At 32.2% G+C, this 22,574-nt stretch carries 25 protein-coding genes and 3 pseudogenes; 22 read left to right on the top strand and 6 right to left on the bottom strand.

Annotated elements, in window-relative coordinates; all coding sequences use genetic code 11:
- Positions 1–474: 474 nt before the first annotated feature.
- The 11 genes from IDG45_RS09600 to budA all read left to right on the top strand — a co-directional run bounded on the left by IDG45_RS09600 (position 475) and on the right by budA (position 9,107).
- Positions 475–1,284, top strand: a complete 810-nt coding sequence (locus IDG45_RS09600) for an energy-coupling factor transporter ATPase (RefSeq protein ID WP_000389672.1) — start codon at positions 475–477, stop codon at positions 1,282–1,284.
- Positions 1,281–2,141, top strand: coding sequence for an energy-coupling factor transporter ATPase (locus IDG45_RS09595; protein ID WP_000155394.1), 861 nt, complete (start codon positions 1,281–1,283; stop codon positions 2,139–2,141). Before IDG45_RS09600 ends, IDG45_RS09595 begins: the two co-directional genes overlap by 4 nt.
- Positions 2,131–2,937, top strand: coding sequence for an energy-coupling factor transporter transmembrane component T family protein (locus tag IDG45_RS09590; RefSeq protein ID WP_000791617.1), 807 nt, complete (start codon positions 2,131–2,133; stop codon positions 2,935–2,937). Before IDG45_RS09595 ends, IDG45_RS09590 begins: the two co-directional genes overlap by 11 nt.
- Before the next feature lie 4 nt (positions 2,938–2,941).
- A complete protein-coding gene (truA, locus tag IDG45_RS09585; protein ID WP_001221839.1) occupies positions 2,942–3,745 on the top strand; it encodes a tRNA pseudouridine(38-40) synthase TruA in 804 nt (267 codons plus the stop codon).
- A 239-nt stretch (positions 3,746–3,984) separates the two neighbouring features.
- Complete coding sequence (rplM, locus tag IDG45_RS09580) at positions 3,985–4,422, top strand: 50S ribosomal protein L13 (RefSeq protein ID WP_001250038.1); 438 nt, start codon at positions 3,985–3,987, stop codon at positions 4,420–4,422.
- Positions 4,423–4,441: 19 nt separating this feature from the next.
- Positions 4,442–4,834, top strand: a complete 393-nt coding sequence (gene rpsI / locus IDG45_RS09575; protein ID WP_001790547.1) for a 30S ribosomal protein S9 — start codon at positions 4,442–4,444, stop codon at positions 4,832–4,834.
- Between the two features lie 277 nt (positions 4,835–5,111).
- Complete coding sequence (locus tag IDG45_RS13920; protein ID WP_000575580.1) at positions 5,112–5,426, top strand: hypothetical protein; 315 nt, start codon at positions 5,112–5,114, stop codon at positions 5,424–5,426.
- A gap of 223 nt (positions 5,427–5,649) precedes the next feature.
- A complete protein-coding gene (locus IDG45_RS13915) occupies positions 5,650–5,739 on the top strand; it encodes a hypothetical protein (protein WP_370736909.1) in 90 nt (29 codons plus the stop codon).
- A gap of 336 nt (positions 5,740–6,075) precedes the next feature.
- Positions 6,076–6,258 (top strand): hypothetical protein, encoded by a 183-nt coding sequence (locus IDG45_RS09565; protein WP_031927603.1) that lies wholly within the window; start codon positions 6,076–6,078, stop codon positions 6,256–6,258.
- Positions 6,259–6,701: 443 nt separating this feature from the next.
- Entirely contained in the window at positions 6,702–8,366 is a 1,665-nt protein-coding gene (gene alsS / locus IDG45_RS09560; RefSeq protein WP_000130139.1) for an acetolactate synthase AlsS, read from the top strand.
- A gap of 36 nt (positions 8,367–8,402) precedes the next feature.
- Entirely contained in the window at positions 8,403–9,107 is a 705-nt protein-coding gene (gene budA / locus IDG45_RS09555; RefSeq protein ID WP_000179070.1) for an acetolactate decarboxylase, read from the top strand.
- 390 nt (positions 9,108–9,497) lie between these two features.
- On the opposite strand, the gene IDG45_RS09550 is transcribed toward budA, so the two are convergent.
- A complete protein-coding gene (locus IDG45_RS09550) occupies positions 9,498–9,923 on the bottom strand; it encodes an MAP domain-containing protein (RefSeq protein WP_000769701.1) in 426 nt (141 codons plus the stop codon).
- A gap of 188 nt (positions 9,924–10,111) precedes the next feature.
- Entirely contained in the window at positions 10,112–10,747 is a 636-nt protein-coding gene (locus IDG45_RS09545) for a DJ-1/PfpI family protein (protein ID WP_000800345.1), read from the bottom strand.
- A gap of 90 nt (positions 10,748–10,837) precedes the next feature.
- Here IDG45_RS09545 and IDG45_RS09540 point away from each other — a divergent pair, with 90 nt between their 5' ends.
- Positions 10,838–11,767 carry a helix-turn-helix transcriptional regulator gene (locus IDG45_RS09540; RefSeq protein ID WP_000703976.1) on the top strand — a complete coding sequence of 310 codons (930 nt, stop codon included), beginning with the start codon at positions 10,838–10,840 and terminating at the stop codon, positions 11,765–11,767.
- 173 nt (positions 11,768–11,940) lie between these two features.
- Here the strand turns inward: IDG45_RS09540 and IDG45_RS09535 are convergent, their stop codons facing one another.
- Both IDG45_RS09535 and IDG45_RS09530 read right to left on the bottom strand, forming a co-directional pair.
- The gene (locus tag IDG45_RS09535; RefSeq protein WP_111063887.1) at positions 11,941–14,370 is read right to left on the bottom strand and encodes a polysaccharide lyase 8 family protein; all 2,430 of its coding nucleotides are present in this window, start codon (positions 14,368–14,370) and stop codon (positions 11,941–11,943) included.
- Entirely contained in the window at positions 14,367–14,534 is a 168-nt protein-coding gene (locus IDG45_RS09530; protein ID WP_031927605.1) for a hypothetical protein, read from the bottom strand. The genes IDG45_RS09535 and IDG45_RS09530 overlap by 4 nt, the downstream gene beginning before the upstream one ends.
- A gap of 243 nt (positions 14,535–14,777) precedes the next feature.
- On the opposite strand from IDG45_RS09530, the pseudogene IDG45_RS09525 reads away from it, so the two are divergent.
- The 5 genes and pseudogenes from IDG45_RS09525 to IDG45_RS09510 all read left to right on the top strand — a co-directional run bounded on the left by IDG45_RS09525 (position 14,778) and on the right by IDG45_RS09510 (position 17,327).
- Positions 14,778–15,194: pseudogene (locus IDG45_RS09525) on the top strand (MerR family transcriptional regulator).
- Positions 15,195–15,263: 69 nt separating this feature from the next.
- A complete protein-coding gene (locus IDG45_RS09520; RefSeq protein ID WP_001015500.1) occupies positions 15,264–16,112 on the top strand; it encodes an aldo/keto reductase in 849 nt (282 codons plus the stop codon).
- 219 nt (positions 16,113–16,331) lie between these two features.
- The gene (locus IDG45_RS09515) at positions 16,332–16,457 is read left to right on the top strand and encodes a hypothetical protein (protein ID WP_000221035.1); all 126 of its coding nucleotides are present in this window, start codon (positions 16,332–16,334) and stop codon (positions 16,455–16,457) included.
- Positions 16,457–16,705, top strand: a pseudogene (locus tag IDG45_RS13910) (SAR2788 family putative toxin); the annotation flags it as partial. The gene IDG45_RS09515 and the pseudogene IDG45_RS13910, both read left to right, overlap by 1 nt.
- Positions 16,706–16,718: 13 nt before the next feature.
- Positions 16,719–17,327 (top strand): DUF3885 domain-containing protein, encoded by a 609-nt coding sequence (locus tag IDG45_RS09510; protein WP_000333463.1) that lies wholly within the window; start codon positions 16,719–16,721, stop codon positions 17,325–17,327.
- A gap of 4 nt (positions 17,328–17,331) precedes the next feature.
- Here the strand turns inward: IDG45_RS09510 and IDG45_RS09505 are convergent.
- Together IDG45_RS09505 and IDG45_RS09500 are read right to left on the bottom strand one after the other, a co-directional pair.
- Positions 17,332–17,517, bottom strand: a pseudogene (locus IDG45_RS09505) (hypothetical protein).
- A gap of 54 nt (positions 17,518–17,571) precedes the next feature.
- Positions 17,572–18,312 carry an NAD-dependent protein deacylase gene (locus IDG45_RS09500; protein WP_025174469.1) on the bottom strand — a complete coding sequence of 247 codons (741 nt, stop codon included), beginning with the start codon at positions 18,310–18,312 and terminating at the stop codon, positions 17,572–17,574.
- Positions 18,313–18,553: 241 nt separating this feature from the next.
- Between IDG45_RS09500 and IDG45_RS09495 the strand changes: the two genes are divergently transcribed.
- From IDG45_RS09495 to lacD, 5 genes are all read left to right on the top strand, one after another.
- Positions 18,554–19,309: a DeoR/GlpR family DNA-binding transcription regulator gene (locus IDG45_RS09495; RefSeq protein ID WP_001032743.1), complete on the top strand. Its 756-nt coding sequence runs from the start codon at positions 18,554–18,556 to the stop codon at positions 19,307–19,309.
- A 367-nt stretch (positions 19,310–19,676) separates the two neighbouring features.
- Positions 19,677–20,105: a galactose-6-phosphate isomerase subunit LacA gene (gene lacA / locus IDG45_RS09490; RefSeq protein ID WP_000974608.1), complete on the top strand. Its 429-nt coding sequence runs from the start codon at positions 19,677–19,679 to the stop codon at positions 20,103–20,105.
- A gap of 15 nt (positions 20,106–20,120) precedes the next feature.
- Positions 20,121–20,636, top strand: coding sequence for a galactose-6-phosphate isomerase subunit LacB (lacB, locus tag IDG45_RS09485; RefSeq protein ID WP_000684748.1), 516 nt, complete (start codon positions 20,121–20,123; stop codon positions 20,634–20,636).
- Positions 20,637–20,648: 12 nt separating this feature from the next.
- Positions 20,649–21,581: a tagatose-6-phosphate kinase gene (lacC, locus tag IDG45_RS09480; protein WP_000604140.1), complete on the top strand. Its 933-nt coding sequence runs from the start codon at positions 20,649–20,651 to the stop codon at positions 21,579–21,581.
- A gap of 3 nt (positions 21,582–21,584) precedes the next feature.
- Positions 21,585–22,565, top strand: a complete 981-nt coding sequence (gene lacD, locus IDG45_RS09475) for a tagatose-bisphosphate aldolase (RefSeq protein ID WP_000047022.1) — start codon at positions 21,585–21,587, stop codon at positions 22,563–22,565.
- Positions 22,566–22,574 lie beyond the last annotated feature (9 nt).

Here is a 22,574-nt window from a genome sequence, read left to right as displayed (position 1 = left end):
GCCTTTTTCATATTCTTGAAACATATATAGCAGTACATCTATGTCTACTTTAGGTTTTATTGACATAAATAAAGCTCCCTTCAAAGTTTTCATTTTTTCAATGTCTACTTTGAAGGGAGCATTTCAAATGTTTTTAAGTCCGATTTCTTTATATCTACTTTTTTGAGTGCGAATCTAAAAATATGATCAAGCTAGTTTAATCAATTTCACTAGAACTGAATGAAGTGAAAGTATTATCGTTGAATCAAACGCGGCCACCCCTATACTAGTAAATCATTAATTTTATTAACGTTTATACATAATTGTTAGAGAGGAATAAATGTCCTTATCATTAGTTGTTAAACAACACTTTAAAGACTAGAAATGAGTCAGAAAATACTAGTAATATATAGAGAACCCAGTCAATGTCATATACAGCGATTTATAAATATTGTAAAATATGATAGATACACGAATCGTAAAGGAGAGAGACAAGTGGAGGATAAGAATTCAGTTATTGTATTTAAAAATGTTTCATTTCAATATCAAAGTGATGCATCCTTCACATTGAAAGATGTTTCTTTTAATATACCTAAAGGTCAGTGGACATCTATTGTTGGTCATAACGGTTCTGGGAAATCTACAATTGCCAAGTTAATGATTGGCATAGAGAACGTTAAATCTGGAAAAATTTTTTATAATAATCAAGCTATAACTGATGATAATTTTGAAAAGTTAAGAAAAGACATAGGAATTGTATTTCAGAATCCGGATAATCAATTTGTTGGTTCAATTGTAAAATACGATGTGGCATTTGGACTCGAAAATCATGCGGTTCCACATGACGAAATGCATAGAAGAGTCAGCGAAGCACTTAAACAAGTTGATATGTTAGAACGTGCAGATTATGAACCTAATGCATTATCTGGGGGACAGAAGCAGCGTGTGGCTATAGCAAGTGTATTAGCACTTAACCCCTCTGTCATTATATTAGATGAGGCGACTTCTATGTTAGATCCTGATGCACGTCAAAATTTATTGGATTTAGTGAGAAAAGTTAAATCAGAACATAATATTACAATCATTTCTATTACGCATGATTTATCTGAGGCGATGGAAGCAGATCATGTTATCGTTATGAATAAAGGGACTGTCTATAAAGAAGGCACAGCGACTGAAATTTTCGACCATGCAGAAGAGTTAACAACAATAGGTCTAGATTTGCCATTCCCAATCAAAATAAATCAAATGCTGGGACACCAAACATCATTCTTAACTTATGAAGGGCTGGTGGACCAACTATGACTATACGCTTTGACAATGTAAGTTATACCTATCAAAAAGGGACACCATACCAGCATCAAGCTATTCATGATGTTAATACAAAATTTGAACAAGGTAAATATTACGCCATCGTTGGACAAACGGGTAGTGGTAAATCAACATTGATACAAAATATTAATGCACTGTTAAAGCCGACTACTGGGACAGTTACAGTTGATGACATTACTATTACACATAAGACCAAAGATAAATATATTAGACCTGTAAGAAAAAGAATTGGAATGGTATTTCAATTCCCTGAATCTCAATTATTTGAGGACACAGTAGAGCGTGAAATGATATTTGGACCTAAAAACTTTAAAATGAATTTAGATGAAGCTAAAAACTATGCCCATCGTCTGTTGATGGATTTAGGCTTTTCAAGAGATGTAATGTCACAATCACCATTTCAAATGTCAGGTGGACAAATGCGTAAAATAGCGATTGTATCGATATTGGCAATGAATCCTGATATTATCGTGGTTGATGAACCTACAGCAGGACTTGATCCACAAAGTAAACGACAAGTAATGCGATTACTCAAGTCACTACAAACAGATGAAAATAAGACAATTATCCTAATTTCACATGATATGAATGAAGTCGCGCGTTATGCAGATGAAGTCATCGTTATGAAAGAAGGTAGTATCGTGTCGCAAACATCACCAAAAGAGCTCTTCAAAGATAAAGAAAAATTGGCGGATTGGCATATTGGTTTGCCAGAAATTGTTCAGTTACAATATGACTTTGAACAAAAATATCAAACAAAATTAAAAGATATTGCCTTAACTGAAGAAGCATTTGTAAGCTTGTATAAGGAGTGGCAACATGAAAAATAAATTGATTATAGGGCGATATTTACCAATTAATTCTTTTGTTCATCATCTTGATCCAAGAGCAAAGTTAATGTTTGTTTTTCTTTTTATTATATTAATATTTTTCTGTCATTCACCATTAACATATCTTTGGGTGTTTGCACTTATCTTATTCTTTATGAGATTAGCAAAAATTCAATTATGGTTCCTAATCAAAGGTTTAACGCCAATATTTTTCTTTTTAATCTTCACATTAATGATGCATATATTTTTAACTAAAGGTGGATATGTATTAGTTGAGTGGCATGGTATCACGATTGAAACTAATGGTATTTTAGAAGGGCTATATATATCACTGCGTTTAATTGGGATTGTGATGATAGCAACAATTATGACACTATCTACAAGTCCAATTGATTTAACAGATGCGTTTGAAAGATTACTTGCACCACTAAAGATGTTTAAATTACCAGTTCATCAATTAAGTATGATAATGTCCATTGCGTTAAGATTCATCCCGACGTTAATGGATGAGTTAGATAAAATCATTTTGGCGCAAAAGTCACGTGGTTCTGAAATAAGTTCAGGAAACATTGCAACACGTATTAAATCATTTATTCCATTACTAGTGCCACTATTCATCTCAGCTTTCCAACGCGCCGAAGAATTAGCAGTCGCAATGGAAGTTAGGGGTTATGATGCCAATGTTAAGAGAACGAGCTACAGACAGCTTAAATGGCAATTGAGAGATACGTTATCTTTAATCATGATTATCCCAATTGCAATTATTTTATTCGTATTAAAATATTCAGGAGTGTAAATTCATGCGTATATTAGTAGAAATTGCGTATCAAGGAAATAATTTTCTAGGTTTTCAAATTCAACAAAATGGTCGAACGGTACAGCAACAATTTGAAAAGCTATTACAACGCATGCATAAAAGACATGTGAGAATCCATCCTTCAAGTAGGACTGATAGAGGTGTACATGCGATACAGCAGTACTTTCATTTCGACACAGATTTGAATATACCTATGTCACAATGGCAATATGCAATGAACCGAACGTTACCTGATGATATTTATGTCAACAATGTAGTTACAGTCGATGACGATTTTCATTGTCGTTACGATTGTGTCGGTAAACGCTATCGATATAAAGTATATCAAGCACAACACCGCGATCCATTTCAAAGTGGTTTGAAAACATTTATTCCTGAACCGTTGGATTTAGACAAAATGAACAGAGCGGCACAACAATTCATAGGTACACATGATTTTACGGGATTTTGTTCGCAAAAAACTGAAGTAGAAAGCAAGGTTAGAACATTATACCAAAGTGAAATTGTAAAGACAGATGATGGCTTTGATTATATTGTCACTGGATCTGGATTTTTATATAACATGGTGCGTGTCTTAGTTGCATTTTTAATAGAAGTTGGAAAAGGGCGACATGAAGTATCTGATGTACCAAAACTTCTTGAATCAAAGAATCGTAAGAATGTACCTTTTACTGCACCGGCTGAAGGATTATATTTAGAGAAAATTTATTTAGATGAAAATGAGTTATTAAAAGACTTTGGTAACGATATCAAAATACATCGTAAAAAATCATTACAAAATGACTGATTGCCATTGACAAAAAGCTTGTGAAATTATAAGATTATTAACGGTATTGTTTTATATCCACCCCACGATAAGCCCCGGAAACTTATTGTGTTACAAGATATATAAGCAGAAACGAACAACAGTTAACAAAATAAATGAAATTAAACGTTTTAAAAATGAAACAAATGAAATCATCTATTAGGTTATGAAACTGTTTATAGCTTGAATAGAAGCATTTATTTTTTAGGAGGACAATTATTATGCGTCAAACATTTATGGCAAATGAATCAAACATTGAGCGCAAATGGTATGTTATCGATGCTGAAGGCCAAACATTAGGTCGTTTATCATCAGAAGTAGCATCTATCTTACGCGGTAAAAATAAAGTAACTTACACACCACACGTTGATACTGGTGATTATGTAATCGTTATTAATGCATCAAAAATCGAATTTACTGGTAACAAAGAAACTGACAAAGTTTACTACCGTCACTCAAATCACCCAGGTGGTATCAAATCAATCACTGCTGGTGAATTAAGAAGAACTAACCCAGAACGTTTAATTGAAAACTCAATTAAAGGTATGTTACCAAGCACTCGTTTAGGCGAAAAACAAGGTAAAAAATTATTTGTATATGGTGGCGCTGAACATCCACACGCTGCACAACAACCAGAAAACTACGAATTACGTGGTTAATTAGAAGGAGGAAATGACTTTGGCACAAGTTGAATATAGAGGCACAGGCCGTCGTAAAAACTCAGTAGCACGTGTACGTTTAGTACCAGGTGAAGGTAACATCACAGTTAATAACCGTGACGTACGCGAATACTTACCATTCGAATCATTAATTTTAGACTTAAACCAACCATTTGATGTAACTGAAACTAAAGGTAACTATGATGTTTTAGTTAACGTACATGGTGGTGGTTTCACTGGACAAGCTCAAGCTATCCGTCACGGAATCGCTCGTGCATTATTAGAAGCAGATCCTGAATACAGAGGTTCTTTAAAACGCGCTGGATTACTTACTCGTGACCCACGTATGAAAGAACGTAAAAAACCAGGTCTTAAAGCAGCTCGTCGTTCACCTCAATTCTCAAAACGTTAAGCTGGAGCTGTTGCGAACTTGTTCGCTTACAGATGGAGTTCGCAAATTGCGTCAGCAATTTGTGTTCAACTGAAGAAACGTTTACAGCACTCTTTGGATTATTCCAAAGAGTGTTTTTTGTATTTTTATAGAGTCATTTAGATACCATTTAGTTACCCCTAGAGGAACTAATTTGTTTCAATTCTGCTTAAACTTCAATGATATGAAACTTTAGGAAACCATATGAAATGACCTTGTTTTTCTTTGGGATTCGTACGACAAGCAGATAGAGGTTGTAATGATATTCGATAGATATAGTATTGAATGTTTGCAAACTGAGGTTGAAGGACAGCTTTCGAGTAAAGAGGAGGATTTTCGAGTAGTATTATTTAATAAGAATTACAAGTTAAATAAAATACCTACTAATCAGAAGTTGTCAGAGATTGTAGAATTTTTATCAGATGGTAAGTTAGCAAGTAGGCTAGAAATTCAAGAAACAATGGGACTTCAAAAAAGTTATACATCTGAGTTAATTGCTGAACTGAAGAAGTTAGAGATTATCGGATCTGAAGGTAGAGGTCCGGGAACTAGATATTATTTAATTAGAGACTAATAAATTCATCAAGTGATAACCGGACGATAACCTATTGATATACATAAAAACATTGATAAATCAATATATTTACGACCGGACGATAACCGGACGATAATCGGACGATACGAGAGTATATACCACCGGACAGCAGTTTATTTAGTTACCCCTGAGTGATATTTGGTGCAATACTATGCAATCGGAAAAATTAGAAATCCTTTAGTATCAAGGCTTACGACAGTCTATACAATTGTACGAAACCCTAAAGTTTTTTGAACGTAAAAAACCAAATCTTAAAGCAGCTCGTCGTTCACCTCAATTCTCAAAACGTTAATTGTCGGACGAAATATACAAAATACCTCGATGTTATGTCGAGGTGTTTTTTTACGTTTGTGTGGGGAATATGGATTGTGTAGAGTATAATGAATTTTTCTTTATTTAATGTCTCAGGAATAGAATAAATTCAACTATGAATTATTGATTTACACGTATAATTTGTACATGCTTACACAATCAAAAGTGTACATTATTAAATTGTCATTTAGCTTGCGGAGGACGGATAATAATGTTCTAATCATAGTGGTTCAAGGGAAAGGGCTATCGGATGATAACCAGACGATAACTCAAGAACCATGATTTAAGAGTGTTATCAAAATAAGGAGTGACTTAATTGAAAGATTCTATATTTTGGAAGAAAGCTTTTATTCCTGTTTATTTTATTGTTGCGATGCTGGTGTTTCTACTTTTTAGGTTTTATATTAAAACAGATAACTTTTCTATATACTTAATGATTATCTTCTTAATTTGTTTAGGAACTGCATCTATCATTTATAACTATAAAAACTATCGATAAATATAAGTATGAAATGTATAAGTCACAGTTAGATCTAAGTCTTGCTGTGGCTTTTTATCGAAATGACAATTTTAAATCGCCAAAAACAGCATTTTCAAACCGCCATAAAACGACAATTTCAGCCCGCCATCGACTAAATACCAAACTCAAAGACATAGTAACAATCATCCTCATTAATCAATCCGACATTCTTCATAATCACACCGCACAAAATCTACTCATGCATTTTTGGAATACTTAGTATTACAAATAACGATTTTTATTCATCTTACAAAGGATATATAATGTACTGAAGGCAATTTTTATGTATTACAAATCTAATTATATATGTAAAGTTTTGATAAATATCATTAATTTTACATAACTATCATTAGATTACAAATCACAATGTAATTACATGTAATACACATCTACACATCACATTTGAAGGGAAATGAATATAAATGACTGATAAAAAGTACACTGCAGCCGATATGGTTATTGATACTTTGAAAAATAATGGGGTAGAATATGTTTTTGGTATTCCGGGTGCAAAGATTGACTATCTATTTAATGCTTTAATTGATGATGGTCCTGAACTTATTGTCACTCGTCATGAACAAAACGCCGCAATGATGGCGCAAGGTATTGGAAGATTAACAGGCAAACCGGGTGTAGTACTTGTTACAAGTGGCCCTGGTGTAAGTAATTTAACGACTGGACTTTTAACAGCTACATCTGAAGGGGATCCTGTCTTAGCGTTAGGTGGCCAAGTGAAACGTAATGATTTATTACGATTAACGCATCAAAGTATTGATAATGCTGCTTTATTAAAATACTCATCAAAATACAGTGAAGAAGTACAAGATCCTGAATCATTATCAGAAGTTATGACAAATGCAATTCGTATTGCTACTTCAGGAAAAAATGGCGCAAGTTTTATTAGTATTCCGCAAGACGTGATTTCTTCACCAGTTGAATCTAAAGCTATATCACTTTGCCAAAAACCAAATTTAGGAGTACCGAGTGAACAAGATATTAATGATGTCATTGAAGCGATTAAAAATGCATCATTTCCTGTTTTATTAGCTGGTATGAGAAGTTCTAGTGCTGACGAGACGAATGCCATTCGCAAGCTAGTAGAGCGTACGAATTTACCAGTTGTAGAAACATTCCAAGGTGCGGGTGTGATTAGTCGTGAATTAGAAAATCATTTCTTTGGGCGAGTGGGTTTATTCCGTAATCAAGTTGGTGATGAATTATTACGTAAAAGTGATTTAGTTGTTACAATCGGTTATGATCCTATAGAATATGAGGCTAGTAACTGGAATAAAGAATTAGATACGCAAATAATCAATATTGACGAAGTTCAAGCTGAAATTACTAATTATATGCAACCGAAAAAAGAATTGATTGGTAATATTGCTAAAACGATTGAAATGATTTCTGACAAAGTAGATGAACCATTTATAAATCAACAACATTTAGATGAATTAGAACAGTTAAGAGCGCATATTGATCAAGAAACTGGTATTAAAGCGAAGCATGAAGAAGGTATCTTGCACCCAGTTGAAATTATAGAATCTATGCAAAAGGTATTAACTGATGAAACAACAGTGACAGTTGATGTTGGTAGTCACTATATTTGGATGGCACGTAATTTCAGAAGTTACAATCCAAGACATTTATTATTTAGTAACGGTATGCAAACGCTTGGTGTAGCATTACCGTGGGCAATTTCAGCTGCGCTTGTACGCCCTAATACGCAAGTTGTATCCGTTGCTGGCGATGGAGGCTTTTTATTTTCATCACAAGATTTAGAAACAGCCGTACGTAAAAATCTAAACATTATTCAACTTATTTGGAACGATGGAAAATATAACATGGTTGAATTCCAAGAAGAAATGAAATATAAACGTTCATCAGGTGTCGACTTCGGTCCTGTAGATTTCGTAAAATATGCTGAATCATTTGGCGCAAAAGGTTTAAGAGTTACTAATCAAGAAGAATTAGAAGCGGCAATTAAAGAGGGCTATGAAACAGATGGTCCAGTATTAATTGATATACCTGTAAATTATAAAGATAATATCAAACTTTCAACAAATATGTTACCTGACGTATTTAACTAAAACAAAGATAAATGTTAATGAGGAGTGGGAAATTATATGGCTAGTGTTTTATATCAACATGGTACATTAGGCACATTAATGGCAGGTTTATTAAAAGGAACTGCATCAATAAATGAATTATTGCAACATGGTGATTTAGGTATCGCTACACTAACAGGTTCAAATGGTGAGGTCATCTTTTTAGATGGAAAAGCTTATCATGCAAATGAACATAAAGAATTTGTGGAATTAAAAGGTGATGAGTTAACACCATATGCAACTGTAACTAAATTCGTAGCAGATACAAGCTATGAAACGAAAGATAAATCTTCTGAAGCAGTTTTTGCAGAAATTAAGGAAAAGATGTTGAGTGAAAATTTATTTTCTGCAGTAAAAATTTCAGGTGTGTTTAAAAAAATGCATGTACGTATGATGCCGGCACAAGAGCCACCTTATACACGTTTAATTGATTCAGCTAGAAGACAACCTGAACAAACTGAAACATACGTCAAAGGTTCAGTCGTTGGGTTCTTTACACCAGAACTATTCCATGGTATCGGGTCAGCAGGATTCCATGTACACTTTGCAAATGATGATCGTAACTTTGGTGGACATGTCTTAGATTTTGAAGTAGAAGATGTTAAGGTAGAAATCCAAAATATAGAAACATTTGAACAGCATTTTCCAATTCAAGATGAAGATTTCATAAATGCAAATATTGACTATAAAGATATTGCAGACGAAATTAGAGAAGCTGAATAATGAATGCGGAAATGTAATGATGGATTATAAAAATTGAAGCATTGACTTCATAATGTTCGATTTGGAAATTAAGTAATGATAAAAGGTTGATTAATACGGTTAATCATGTTTGTCATAGAGCAAACGTCTAAGTAATAACATAAATCCCTTCACTATTAACGGTAGTGAGGGGATTTATTTGTGTTCTAGCTATTTGTAATTTGCTGTTATGTTAGATTATAAATTACGGAAGACATTCATATCGAATTTACTTTAGCATAGGCCAATCTAATCTATTGTCAGTATAAGCAATCAATAATAAATTACAAGTTCAATCATTTGTTTCATACTAAAAAGACAAACGCAATTTTTCAGCGTTTGCCTTGTATAACTATTTTCATTTTCAAATTATTATTTAACTACAATTTGTATTTGTTTGATTGTACTTGGATCAATTGAATTTTTAGCGTTGTCATTTTTCTTTAGATTCACTACTTTTTTATTACCATCATTCAAAGTAAGTGTATAAGTTGCTGTTTGCGCATTATTAATTTTTTCTGTTGTAACACCACGTTGAGAAGCTAATTCATTTTTTACTTTACTGTCAATTTCTTGATAAAGTACCTTTTTATTTTCTGGAAAAACAAAGTAAGTTCGATGTAATGCAGTAATACCATCTACTGAAATCGTGTAAGGAATAGTGTGATAACCATCCATTGTCATTTCTTTATAGCCGTTATTACTATCTGCAGATGCTTCGTGACTAGGTAATGCAGCTCCGACCGATGATAATAATCCCAATGCTAAAGTGGCAGTAACAAATGATTTTAGTTTCATATCTCAATCTCCTTTTAAAGTTGTGGTATATTACACTATTTATATAACACGTTTCATAAAGTTTAAAACATACTTTTTGATTTTTTTATATTTTTGAATTTTAGTAATAGTTTTTAACGAGGAATATGACTCGTGTATTTTGAAAAAGGAATTATAATAAACCATCATGTTACTATAATTTTAAATCATTAATTATCATCTTTATTTAATGTTTGTTGTAATTCAAAGTAATACTTTGAATTGCCGGTACTAAAATAGTTAAACCATGCATCTAAAGTAGAATGTTTAAATACATCTAGATGATGTAGTATATCTTTTGTCCACATTAGTGCACCAGTTGAGCTTGCAGTAATTAAATTTTTATGAGATACAGATGGTTGATCAATATATAATTTTTGTCCATGGTAATTTGAAGAAAAACTTTCTAGATATAATAAGTCATTACTCGTATGATAATGTTCATTTAATATACCAATATCAGCTAGCGGAATTGTTGCTCCGCATATAGCCGCAACATAGCCACCATTTGATAAAACTTCTTTAGCAATTTTTATTACAGGTAAATGTTTTGAATCATTCCATGTGTCTGAGCCTGGTAGTATTAGAAAAGTGTCTTTAGAAATACTAATTTCCTCAATTAAGCATTCGGGCTTAATATTAATACCTCCCATTGTAGTAATAGGTGTTTTTGAGTTACTAACCATTTCTATGTTTATTGTTTGAGCATCTTTTTTAAAGAATCGCTTAGAGTTTAACTCGGCTAAAATATTACTTATTTCCCAGTCTGCTAAACCATCTATAATATAAAAATATACATTCTTCATAATTATCCTCCTGTAGTTGAATTTGATATCATTATAAGAGATAAAAGTGACCAACTGTATGGCAACAATTAAAAGTCAGGTGGAATTTAGATGAAAATTAGTCGGCTAATTAGTATTATATTGTTATTAAATGAGAGAAAACGTGTAAGTGCTCATGAGTTGTCAGAATTAATGGAAGTATCACAACGTACAATTTATCGAGATATAGAAGCGATAAATATAGCTGGAATACCTGTTTATTCTATTCCAGGTGTCGGTGGTGGCTTTGAAATTATGGAAAATTTTAAAATAGATAAAAATACATTTACTGAAAATGAATTGGCAAGTCTTTTAATTAGTAACTCTAATTTTCCGGAAAAACTAAAGAATAATGATTTTTTTAACACAAATCTAAAAATTAAAAGTTTAATACCGAAAGATAAGCTAAATTCAATAGAAACACAAGTAGAACAATTTCAATTAGATTCTAATCATTGGAATGAATTAAGAAATATAGATGAACAACTGATTAAATTTAAAAACGCTATACAAAACAATCAGGTATTAAAAATTAAATATATTAATCATTTAGGAAATAAAACAGAAAGAGAAGTCGAACCATATCAACTTATTTTAAAAGCAGGACATTGGTATTGTTATGTTTATTGTTATTTAAGAGATGATTTTAGATTACTTAAATTAAATCGAGTTATACATTTGCAAGAATTAGAAAGCAAATTTATTAAAAAAATGTATATAGACCCATTATTATCTACAAATAGGATCTTTGAAAAATTAAAAATGACAATTAAACTTCGCGTACACGAATCAATTGTTGAACGTTTATTAGATTTCTGTGATTACGATAGCTTTAGGCAAGAAAATAATCGATATTATGTAGTTGACTTCCCATTCATCGACAACTCATATTACTTTGGATTAATTTTAAGTTTTGGAGATAAGTGTGAAGTTATAGAACCAACTGAAATTAGAAATAAAATGAAACAAACAATTAAAAAAATGGCGGATAATTATAAGTAGTTAGATTACAATAATTAAATGAGGAGAAACTTGCTGAATGCCTTGGTAAATCGATTTATAAATAATCGAGAACTTATCAAGGGTGATGTGGTCTGCGGATTACAAGGTGAATGATGGCGATACTTATAAAATCTCGACACTATAAAAATGGTATAGTGCCGAGATTTTCTTGCTTATTTAGTTAATTCAAAGCATACGCCGGATTCATTAGTAGTCGATGCATTTTTATTTGTAATAGAGTATCCAGTCATTGAAATTTTAGATTCAATATCTGAAGCGGTATTTGTAGATTCGGGATTATAGAAGCTACATTCATAAGTTTTATCATCTTTCTTTTTAAGAATAAACATTCCTTTGACTTTAACTTCGACTTTAGTACCATTAATTTCAAAAGTTTTAGCGCTATCACTATAATTGACACCAGCCCAAACCGATTCATTATCTTTCACAACGTGGAAGTCATCATCTTGTTTAACGACAGTTACTTGGCTTGCTTTGGATTTAAAATTATCTTTTGTTATTCCTGGATACAACACATATCCATATTTATCATCTGTATTAGAATGCTTTTGAGTTACTTCATAATACTCATCTTTTTTGTCTTCTGATTTTTGACTTTTATTTATTTCTTTCCACTTACCAGTATGACTTTCTTTTGTTACAGTTATTTTCGGTTTGTTTAAAAAATGATAGCCTATATTGTTTTTAGGTTTATTGGTTGACTCTAAAAAGACAGAATTGGTTTCCTGATTATCGGAAGCGGTTGTTTGTTTATCGTCTGTATATAACGTATACCCATTCGATTTGCGATTTTCAATCGTTGTAACTGGATTCTTTGATGAATCAGTACTTTTAATGCCAGTTCCTAAGAAGACAATTTTATCGTTTAATATGAAATATGATTTTTTGGCAGTTAAAGTTTTGTCCTGATTTTCAAAATCCATTCCGATACTAGCATGTTGGTCATCGAATTTTGTTCCGCCTACAAAAGTTTTACTCGACTTTTTATCATCCGTATCTTTTAATATTTCATTATCTAAAGTTGTAGTACCTGCTAAACGTTTCATATCAGCTGTTGCCCAGAAGTTATCACGGTAGTGTTTCACATCGCTATTGTATAAATAAGACATTCCAGCACCAGTATGCCAACCTTTTAAGTTTTCATTATTGATACTTTCGTAACGTGCGACGTTTTTCGACGTCATACTTAAACCAAGTGCAAAGTCTAAGTCTTTATTGTGATAGGTGACACGATCCATGTCATTATATATTTTAAGTTGTTGTGTTAAATCGTTAGTAGAAAGAGTGCTGTCTTCCATTAAAGCCTTCATTTTATCTATGTCTGAATAAGAGCTTAAATAATCGTTTTGTTTATAACTTGAATCAGATTTAACTGAAGTTTTGACAATTTTTTTATATTTAGCTTTTGTTGAATTATCCATGGCATCACTCAATCTCAACAATGATTTCATTACAGTTGCAGATGCTGAGTGACTCGTTTCATTTTCTCGGCTAATAGCTCTACCACGTGATAAGTCCATCATTTCACTTTTATAAATGAGTGGCATAAATCCGTCATCAATCCACGACTTTAATGTTGTATCATTTTGATTACTATCTTTAAAAGGTGTTGCTTTTATCGTCGGCATCATTTGAGAAATACCCTCTAAGAGTACAACGCCATAAGCACCAGTGTATGGGACGTCTTGATGATCAATGTAAGAGCCGTCTTTATAGAATCCATTACGTTCTTTACCAGTTGCATTACTTTGAACGTAAGTGAAGACTTTATTAAATGAATCTATTGAATTTTTCGTCATATCTTTATCTTCTTCGATAATACTTTCTAAAAGTTTTACTTTAGCAATGTCTACTAAATTTCCGCCTTTAGCTTGTTCAGGTTGTCCTACTGATGATAATATTTTGTCACTTTCTGGGGCGAAAGTTTTAATAGGGGCAGTATATTTTTTCTTTTCATCACTTGAAATATCACCATTCAGTAATATTAGGGTATTTGTTAATGATTTAGGTGTTCCAATTTCATAATCCCACCAATTTAAATTGGTATTCTTGCCAGTTGTTTTATTTTTAAAGTTTGAAGTCAGAGCAGCAACTTTTTTATCTGGCTCTTTTCCATAGGCATTTTTATGCAGCCACTCAAGGGCATCTTTCACTTTCTTCTTATTTTCGTCATTTTTTAAAGTGGTTTTAGGATGCTTCATCGCTTCTGCGATTTTCTCAATATTACGATAGGTACGAGTCATATGAGAAGAATTAGTTTCAAGGTTTTCCGCTCCTGCCCACAAGTATTTCCTATCACTTTCAGTTTTCATTTCCTTGAGTAATTTCTCTGCCTCTTTCTCCGTAGCATCAAACTTCTTCTTCATTGCGTCATTCTTCTCATCATACTTATTATAACCGTAGTTAACATCTAGCCATGTGTTCCTCAACTTTTCATAATCTGGCGTTTGAACATTCGTATTAGCCACAGCAATTTGATGTTTATCAATACTTCTAAATTCACCACCATTCAAAATAATCACACCAGCCATTAATAACGTAATGGTAGATAATTTTTGCCATTTCTTCATTCTATATGTCATTGACATGTCTCCTTTTTGTGTTGCGCGTGCGCAATGAATATTATGATTAAATAATGATTCAATTTTTCAAAATTCGTTAACGTATACAAATGACTGTCTACTGTCAAACAATCCTCAAAGAATGTTGATGCATATAAACAATCGATCACCCAAATTTTCCGCATCACCCAAAAATTGCAACGAAAATAATTTTTAAAAAATTAAATATTATCAATCTTAGTGATTATATCATTTTAAATATTTAAGTTATACAATTTTTAAAGTAATTAAAAACGATGAAATGTAAAATGTTAAAAAAGAGACAAATTTAAATTTGAGTAATAAAATAAGAAGTATTCAAACAAAGATGACAATATATAAAGCAACATTACTTTAGATGCCCAAATATAGCTGAAAGGATAGTCGCAATGAAAACTAAAGAAGTCGTAGCGCTCATGAATATATCTCAAGACACTTTAAGATATTATGAAAAGGTTGGTGTGATTCCACCTGTTAATCGAGATGAAAATGGATATAGAATATATAATGATAGTGATTTAAATTGGATTTATTTAGTGAAAAATTTGCGAAATGCAGGCGTCAGTATTGAATCGCTTATCGAATTTTGTAGGTTAGCGCAGCTTCCTAAAAATGAAAATATTCAAACACAGCAAAAGCAAATTTTAAATAAGTAACTCGAAGAATTAAATGAAAACTTAAAGACAATTCATGATGCGAGAGATTTACTACAATATAAAATTGATAATTATGATAATCATATTGCTAAAATCAATGCTAGTGATAATCATGATGACAATGTTGAACGTCTTTGGGAGAGAAAGTAATACTATGGTTTGCTATAGAGTTTGCTCCATGGTTTATAGTGAGCTTACAAGAAAAAAGAGGTTCATTTTATGAATCATATTGAAATAAGTAAAGATGTAAAGATACCAGTATTAGGTTTCGGAGTATTTCAAATTCCTCAAGAACAAACAGCAGAAGCGGTTAAAGAAGCAATTAAAGCGGGTTATAGACATATTGATACAGCACAAAGTTATTTAAATGAAACTGAAGTAGGTCAAGGTATTGAAGCTTCAGGTATTGATAGAAGTGAACTATTCATTACGACTAAAGTATGGATTGAAAATGTTAACTATGAAGATACTATCAAATCAATCGAACGATCATTACAACGATTAAATTTGGACTATCTTGATCTAGTGCTTATTCACCAACCTTATAATGATGTATATGGCTCATGGCGTGCATTAGAAGAGTTAAAAGAAAATGGTAAAATTAAAGCAATCGGTGTATCTAACTTCGGCGTTGATCGAATTGTAGATTTAGGTATTCACAATCAAATTCAACCACAAGTGAACCAAATAGAAATTAATCCATTCCATCAACAAGAAGAACAAGTTGCAGCACTTCAACAAGAAAATGTTGTGGTAGAAGCTTGGGCACCATTTGCAGAAGGTAAAAATCAATTATTCCAAAATCAATTGTTGCAGGCCATTGCAGATAAATACAACAAATCAATTGCACAAGTTATTTTACGCTGGTTAGTAGAACGTGACATTGTTGTACTCGCAAAATCAGTGAATCCAGAACGTATGGCTCAAAACTTAGATATATTTGATTTTGAACTTACAGAAGAAGATAAACAACAAATTGCGACATTAGAAGAAAGTAATAGCCAATTTTTCTCACATGCTGATCCAGAGATGATTAAAGCACTTACAAGCAGAGAATTAGATGTTTAATCATAATATAACAAAGTAAATAATTTACATTACACTAACCTGAAACTTGGATGTTAAAGTCTATGTTTTAGGTTATTTTTTACTCTTAAAAAGTTAAAGGAGCAAGCAAATAAGTTATTATGAATTTTTGTACTATGCAATTACTTATCTAAGGTTATAATTAGATAATTAATATGTCTTGGTATTACTTATCTAATAAGTTGTATAGCAGGTGGCGATATGACATATATACACTTTTCTATTATTACATTAATTACAGGTATCATTATGCATATGACAATGTACTTTGTATCATTTGAATGTCGGAAAATGCCATTATTTATGACGATTATTTTTACAATCTAAAAGCAGTAAAGACTCATAATATAACCAAAAACATTAATAAAAGTTTGTTAAATGATAAGGGGATGAGTATTGGTAAATTTACTCAAAAGGTTTAAGGGAAAAATCCTACCTGGAGAGATCCAAAAACTAAATGGACTATTTCCAAAAATAAAGGGCAATCACATGGTGGTTCTTATTGGAAGTTAATAAATAACAAAGGAAAAAGAATAGCTTCTGTAACTAAAGAAGGAAAAATCTTAAGGGAATAAGGTGTTGTAAATTATGTGCTTTGATATAAATAATTTGGATATAAAAAAGTTGAATTTTAGAAAGGTAAAAAACGCAATTCATTTAAGTTTAAGTGGCGATAAATACCAGTTTTTGGAGGACGGTAAAACTATCAATAATACTTATTTTTTAGCTGTATATGATAATGCAATAAACATTTTTGAAGATTTGTTTTCGCCTTCTGATTCTATAAATTTGGTTCATGTAGTATATGTTTATAGTGAACCTTATAAGAAAACAAATGTTATAAAAAAATTTACATCGTTAACAATAGATGAATTGTATTACTTTAAAGAATATAAAAAGGAGAAGGATGATAATATTTTGTGCGAGGAGTGTTCATATAAGTGTTCCATAAAAGATATAAAATATAAAAAATTACTAAAAGCTATATCCAATCAAGACTTTAAAGGGTTAGTTCCAAATATCAATCAGAATGATAATTATTCTGAAATATATATAATTAACAATACTAAAAACTTAATATATCATTTATATGATGATAGAGGTCTATGGCTAGCTTTTAATAATAATGAAGATTATGCAAGATATTCTGAAAAATATAATGATTTAATATTGGAATTTGATAACGAAGATATCTGATTTTTTAATCTAACAAATGACAAACCATTAAAAGTAGCATCCCAACATCAAACAAAAAACAATCCATCAAATAAAAATCGCTACAAAACCAAGGCATTTTGCACGCTATAATTAAAGTTTTCCACTCATTTTAATTCCGAATTCCAAATGTCGAATTCCGAAAACCAAACACCGAATTCCAAAAACGCAACTACAAAATAAAAAGCATTTCCCTACTACTCGGGAAATGCTTTTTACGTACTGATTACTCTGTCATTAATGATTTTACAACGGAAACCATGTCGTCATGTATGACCAAAGTAGCGTCGTTATCATAAGGTGTTCGATCTTTATTGATAATAATTAAATTGTCGCCTTTAAAATTTGATATTAATCCTGCGGCAGGTTGTACAACGAGTGATGAACCTAGTACAACAAGGGTGTCAGCATGTTCAATTTTATTTAATGCCCGTATGATGGTAGGTTGATCTAACATTTCACCGTATAATACGATGTCGGGTCGAATGGCACCACCACAATTATCACAATGTTTCAAAGTTATATCAATGACATCTGACTTCGTATAAGATTTATGACATGCATTACAATAAAAACGATTTAACGTGCCATGTAATTCATCAACATGTTGACTTCCAGCGTCTGAGTGCAAACCATCGATATTTTGCGTGATGACACCTAATGATTGTTGATTACGTTCTAATTTTGCAATCCAATCATGAACGATATTTGGCATCGTATCGACAAATAGTAAGCGCTTATGGCAGAAATTGATAAAACCTTCAGGATCATCTTCTAAATAATCACGGCTTAACAAGTATTCTGGCGAAAGCCCATCTTTTGAAATTTCATCAAATAAGCCACCCATTGAACGGAAATCTGGAATACCACTTGCGACAGATACACCAGCACCTGTGAAAAATGTAATACGATTCGAACTATCTAAAATATGTTTTAGTGTCTTTAAATCATTTTCCAAATTAAACACCCCATCAAAATAATGAATGATTTATAACGTCTTTTGCTTTTATTATAGTATATTCATTTTACGATTATCAAAGGCGCAGTTTAAACAGTTCTTTTTAAAAATGAATTATACATATAATCGAACAGTTAAATTATATTAGTTTTTACGCAATTTTTATTATAGAATAAGCATGTATATTAAAATTGATGTCTAAACATAAAAGGTAATGCGCAATCGCCTAAATAAAGGAGGCAATTTTACATTGAATAAACATGAACGTTTGGACGAAATTGCTAAACTAGTGAATAAAAAGGGCACGATAAGAACGAATGAAATCGTCGAAGGTTTAAATGTGTCTGATATGACAGTTCGAAGAGATTTAATTGAATTGGAAAATAAAGGGATTTTAACGAAGATTCATGGTGGTGCACGCAGTAATTCAACATTTCAGTATAAAGAAATATCGCATAAAGAAAAACATACTCGTCAAATTGCAGAAAAACGATTTATAGCTAGAAAAGCTGCATCATTAATTGAAGATGGGGATACTTTGTTTTTCGGACCGGGAACAACAGTGGAACTATTAGCAGAAGAAGTCAATCATCATACGCTCACAATTATAACGAATTGTTTGCCGGTGTATAAAATTTTGTTGGAAAAACAAACAGCACATTTTCGTGTCTATTTAATTGGTGGTGAAATGCGCCATATTACAGAAGCATTTGTAGGTGAAATGGCGAATGCTATGTTGGAAAAACTAAGATTTAGCAAGATGTTCTTTAGTAGTAACGCAGTAAATAAAGGTGCTGTGATGACATCTACATTAGATGAAGCCTATACGCAACAATTGGCACTAAGTAATTCAATTGAAAAATACTTGCTAATTGATCATACGAAAGTTGGCAAAGAAGATTTTACATCATTTTGTCAGTTAAACGAATTGACTGCAGTGGTTATGGATTATGAAGATGAAGAAAAAGTAGAAACGATTAAAACATATATTGAAGTAGTCGACTAAATTAAAAATATAACTGCATTGTTAAAATATGTGTCTATATGCTCATAAGTGAATGTGAATTTGCATTCATTTATGGGCTATTTTTTATGCAAATTTATGTAAACGGGAACCCCGACAAAGTTTTACTACAATTTCAGACGAATACCTAATTAAAACAACACCACAATTTGAATGTTCACTTATTGTTTGAAAATATGCCATAAACAAACAGATTATAAACATATTGTGTTGATTTATTGTTTGTTTATGTTTATAATTTAAACGTAATCAAATTGAAAGCCTTTTCTCAAGATTTTCATAACCTACAAATAAACATGTCATATTTTAAGAAAGGTATTTCAAAATTAAAGTAAAAAGGAGTCTTATTATGGCGATTATTATTGGTTCAGATGAAGCTGGCAAACGATTAAAAGAAGTCATCAAATCATACTTATTAGACAATAAATATGACGTTGTTGACGTAACAGAAGGACAGGAAGTTGACTTTGTTGATGCAACTTTGGCTGTAGCAAAAGATGTTCAAAGTCAAGAAGGTAACTTAGGTATTGTTATCGATGCATTTGGTGCAGGTAGCTTTATGGTTGCTACAAAAATCAAAGGCATGATTGCTGCTGAAGTATCAGATGAACGCTCTGGATATATGACTAGAGGCCATAACAATTCAAGAATGATCACTATGGGATCTGAAATTGTTGGAGACACATTAGCGAAAAATGTTGTTAAAGGTTTTGTTGAAGGTAAATACGATGGTGGTAGACACCAAATCCGCGTAGATATGCTTAATAAAATGTGCTAAGGAGGAAAAATTACTATGAAGATTGCATTAGGATGCGACCATATTGTTACAGATACAAAAATGCGTGTATCTGAATTTTTAAAATCAAAAGGACATGAAGTCATTGACGTAGGAACATACGATTTCACAAGAACACATTATCCAATTTTTGGTAAAAAAGTTGGAGAACAAGTTGTTAGCGGTAATGCAGACTTAGGTGTTTGTATTTGTGGAACAGGTGTTGGTATTAACAATGCTGTAAATAAAGTACCTGGCGTTCGTTCAGCGCTAGTACGTGATATGACATCAGCGTTATATGCTAAAGAAGAATTAAATGCGAACGTTATTGGCTTTGGTGGACGTATTATTGGTGAGTTATTAATGTGCGATATTATCGATGCATTTATTAGTGCTGAATATAAACCAACTGAAGAGAACAAAAAATTAATCGCTAAAATTAAACATTTAGAAACAAGCAATGCAGATCAAGCTGATCCACATTTCTTTGATGAATTCTTAGAAAAATGGGACAGAGGCGAATACCACGATTAAGGGACGACACATATGATTTTAACTTTAACATTAAATCCATCCGTTGATATTTCATACCCATTAACAGCATTGAAATTAGATGATGTTAATCGTGTTCAAGAAGTAAGTAAAACAGCTGGTGGTAAAGGTTTAAATGTAACAAGAGTACTTGCGCAAGTAGGTGAGCCAGTCCTTGCGAGTGGTTTTATTGGCGGTGAATTAGGTCAATTTATTGCTAAAAAATTAGATCATGCCGGCATCAAGCATGCATTTTATAACATTAAGGGTGAAACACGAAACTGCATTGCAATTTTACATGAAGGACAACAAACAGAAATTTTAGAGCAGGGACCGGAGATTGATAATCAAGAGGCTGCAGGATTTATTAAACATTTTGAGCAATTACTAGAAAAAGTTGAAGCAGTTGCTATTTCAGGTAGCTTACCAAAAGGATTAAATCAAGATTATTATGCACTAATCATTGAACGATGCCAAAACAAAGGTGTGCCTGTGATATTAGACTGCTCGGGTGCAACTTTGCAAACAGTATTAGAAAACCCTTATAAACCAACAGTCATTAAACCAAACATTTCTGAACTATATCAATTGCTTAACCAGCCACTTGATGAAAGTTTAGAAAGTTTGAAACAGGCAGTGTCACAACCCTTATTCGAAGGGATTGAGTGGATTATTGTGTCTTTAGGTGCACAAGGTGCGTTCGCTAAGCACAATCATACATTCTATAGAGTGAATATTCCGACAATAAGTGTATTAAATCCGGTTGGTTCAGGTGATTCTACGGTTGCTGGAATTACTTCAGCAATTCTTAATCATGAAAACGACCACGATTTACTAAAAAAAGCCAATACTTTAGGCATGCTGAATGCGCAAGAAGCACAAACAGGTTATGTCAATTTAAATAATTATGATGATTTATTCAATCAAATTGAAGTTTTAGAGGTGTAAAAAATGTCAAAATCGAATCAAAAAATCGCATCAATTGAACAATTAAGTAATAACGAAGGTATCATTTCTGCATTAGCATTTGATCAACGTGGTGCTTTAAAGCGCATGATGGCAAAACATCAAACTGAAGAGCCAACTGTAGCTCAAATTGAACAATTAAAAGTATTAGTTGCGGAAGAATTAACACAATATGCATCTTCAATTTTATTAGATCCTGAATATGGTTTACCAGCTTCAGATGCACGTAACAAAGATTGTGGATTATTACTTGCTTATGAAAAAACTGGATATGACGTAAACGCTAAAGGTCGTTTACCTGACTGTTTAGTAGAGTGGTCTGCAAAACGTTTAAAAGAACAAGGTGCAAATGCTGTTAAATTCTTACTTTACTATGATGTTGATGATACTGAAGAAATTAACATTCAAAAGAAAGCATACATTGAAAGAATCGGTTCAGAATGTGTTGCAGAAGATATTCCATTCTTTTTAGAAGTATTAACATACGATGACAACATTCCTGATAACGGTAGTGTTGAATTCGCAAAAGTTAAGCCTAGAAAGGTTAACGAAGCAATGAGATTATTCTCAGAACCACGCTTTAACGTTGATGTATTGAAAGTTGAAGTACCAGTAAACATGAAGTATGTAGAAGGCTTTGCTGAAGGTGAAGTGGTTTATACAAAAGAGGAAGCGGCACAACACTTTAAAGATCAAGATGCAGCAACTCATTTACCATACATTTACTTAAGTGCTGGTGTTTCTGCGGAATTATTCCAAGAAACTTTAAAATTTGCTCACGAAGCTGGTGCTAAATTCAACGGTGTACTTTGTGGCCGTGCTACATGGTCTGGTGCAGTTCAAGTATACATTGAACAAGGTGAAGATGCTGCTCGTGAATGGTTACGTACTACTGGTTTCAAAAATATTGATGACTTAAATAAAGTATTAAAAGATACTGCGACATCTTGGAAACAAAGAAAATAAGTTTAAAAG

Source organism: Staphylococcus sp. EG-SA-10, assembly GCF_017151945.1.
Lineage (GTDB): Bacteria > Bacillota > Bacilli > Staphylococcales > Staphylococcaceae > Staphylococcus > Staphylococcus aureus.
The sequence above is the reverse complement of the archived record's forward strand: the minus strand, read 5'-3'. Positions and strand labels throughout refer to the sequence as shown.

What these genes read in the sequence shown, in the direction of transcription:
- IDG45_RS09595 (WP_000155394.1), top strand. Translation starts at nt 1,281, where the DNA reads ATGACTATACGCTTTGACAATGTAAGTTATACCTATCAAAAAGGGACA.
- IDG45_RS09590 (WP_000791617.1), top strand. Translation starts at nt 2,131, where the DNA reads ATGAAAAATAAATTGATTATAGGGCGATATTTACCAATTAATTCTTTT.
- truA (WP_001221839.1), top strand. Translation starts at nt 2,942, where the DNA reads ATGCGTATATTAGTAGAAATTGCGTATCAAGGAAATAATTTTCTAGGT.
- rplM (WP_001250038.1), top strand. Translation starts at nt 3,985, where the DNA reads ATGCGTCAAACATTTATGGCAAATGAATCAAACATTGAGCGCAAATGG.
- IDG45_RS13920 (WP_000575580.1), top strand. Translation starts at nt 5,112, where the DNA reads ATGATATTCGATAGATATAGTATTGAATGTTTGCAAACTGAGGTTGAA.
- alsS (WP_000130139.1), top strand. Translation starts at nt 6,702, where the DNA reads ATGACTGATAAAAAGTACACTGCAGCCGATATGGTTATTGATACTTTG.
- budA (WP_000179070.1), top strand. Translation starts at nt 8,403, where the DNA reads ATGGCTAGTGTTTTATATCAACATGGTACATTAGGCACATTAATGGCA.
- IDG45_RS09550 (WP_000769701.1), bottom strand. Translation starts at nt 9,923, where the DNA reads ATGAAACTAAAATCATTTGTTACTGCCACTTTAGCATTGGGATTATTA.
- IDG45_RS09545 (WP_000800345.1), bottom strand. Translation starts at nt 10,747, where the DNA reads ATGAAGAATGTATATTTTTATATTATAGATGGTTTAGCAGACTGGGAA.
- IDG45_RS09540 (WP_000703976.1), top strand. Translation starts at nt 10,838, where the DNA reads ATGAAAATTAGTCGGCTAATTAGTATTATATTGTTATTAAATGAGAGA.
- IDG45_RS09535 (WP_111063887.1), bottom strand. Translation starts at nt 14,370, where the DNA reads ATGACATATAGAATGAAGAAATGGCAAAAATTATCTACCATTACGTTA.
- IDG45_RS09530 (WP_031927605.1), bottom strand. Translation starts at nt 14,534, where the DNA reads ATGCGGAAAATTTGGGTGATCGATTGTTTATATGCATCAACATTCTTT.
- IDG45_RS09520 (WP_001015500.1), top strand. Translation starts at nt 15,264, where the DNA reads ATGAATCATATTGAAATAAGTAAAGATGTAAAGATACCAGTATTAGGT.
- IDG45_RS09515 (WP_000221035.1), top strand. Translation starts at nt 16,332, where the DNA reads ATGACATATATACACTTTTCTATTATTACATTAATTACAGGTATCATT.
- IDG45_RS09510 (WP_000333463.1), top strand. Translation starts at nt 16,719, where the DNA reads ATGTGCTTTGATATAAATAATTTGGATATAAAAAAGTTGAATTTTAGA.
- lacA (WP_000974608.1), top strand. Translation starts at nt 19,677, where the DNA reads ATGGCGATTATTATTGGTTCAGATGAAGCTGGCAAACGATTAAAAGAA.
- lacB (WP_000684748.1), top strand. Translation starts at nt 20,121, where the DNA reads ATGAAGATTGCATTAGGATGCGACCATATTGTTACAGATACAAAAATG.
- lacC (WP_000604140.1), top strand. Translation starts at nt 20,649, where the DNA reads ATGATTTTAACTTTAACATTAAATCCATCCGTTGATATTTCATACCCA.
- lacD (WP_000047022.1), top strand. Translation starts at nt 21,585, where the DNA reads ATGTCAAAATCGAATCAAAAAATCGCATCAATTGAACAATTAAGTAAT.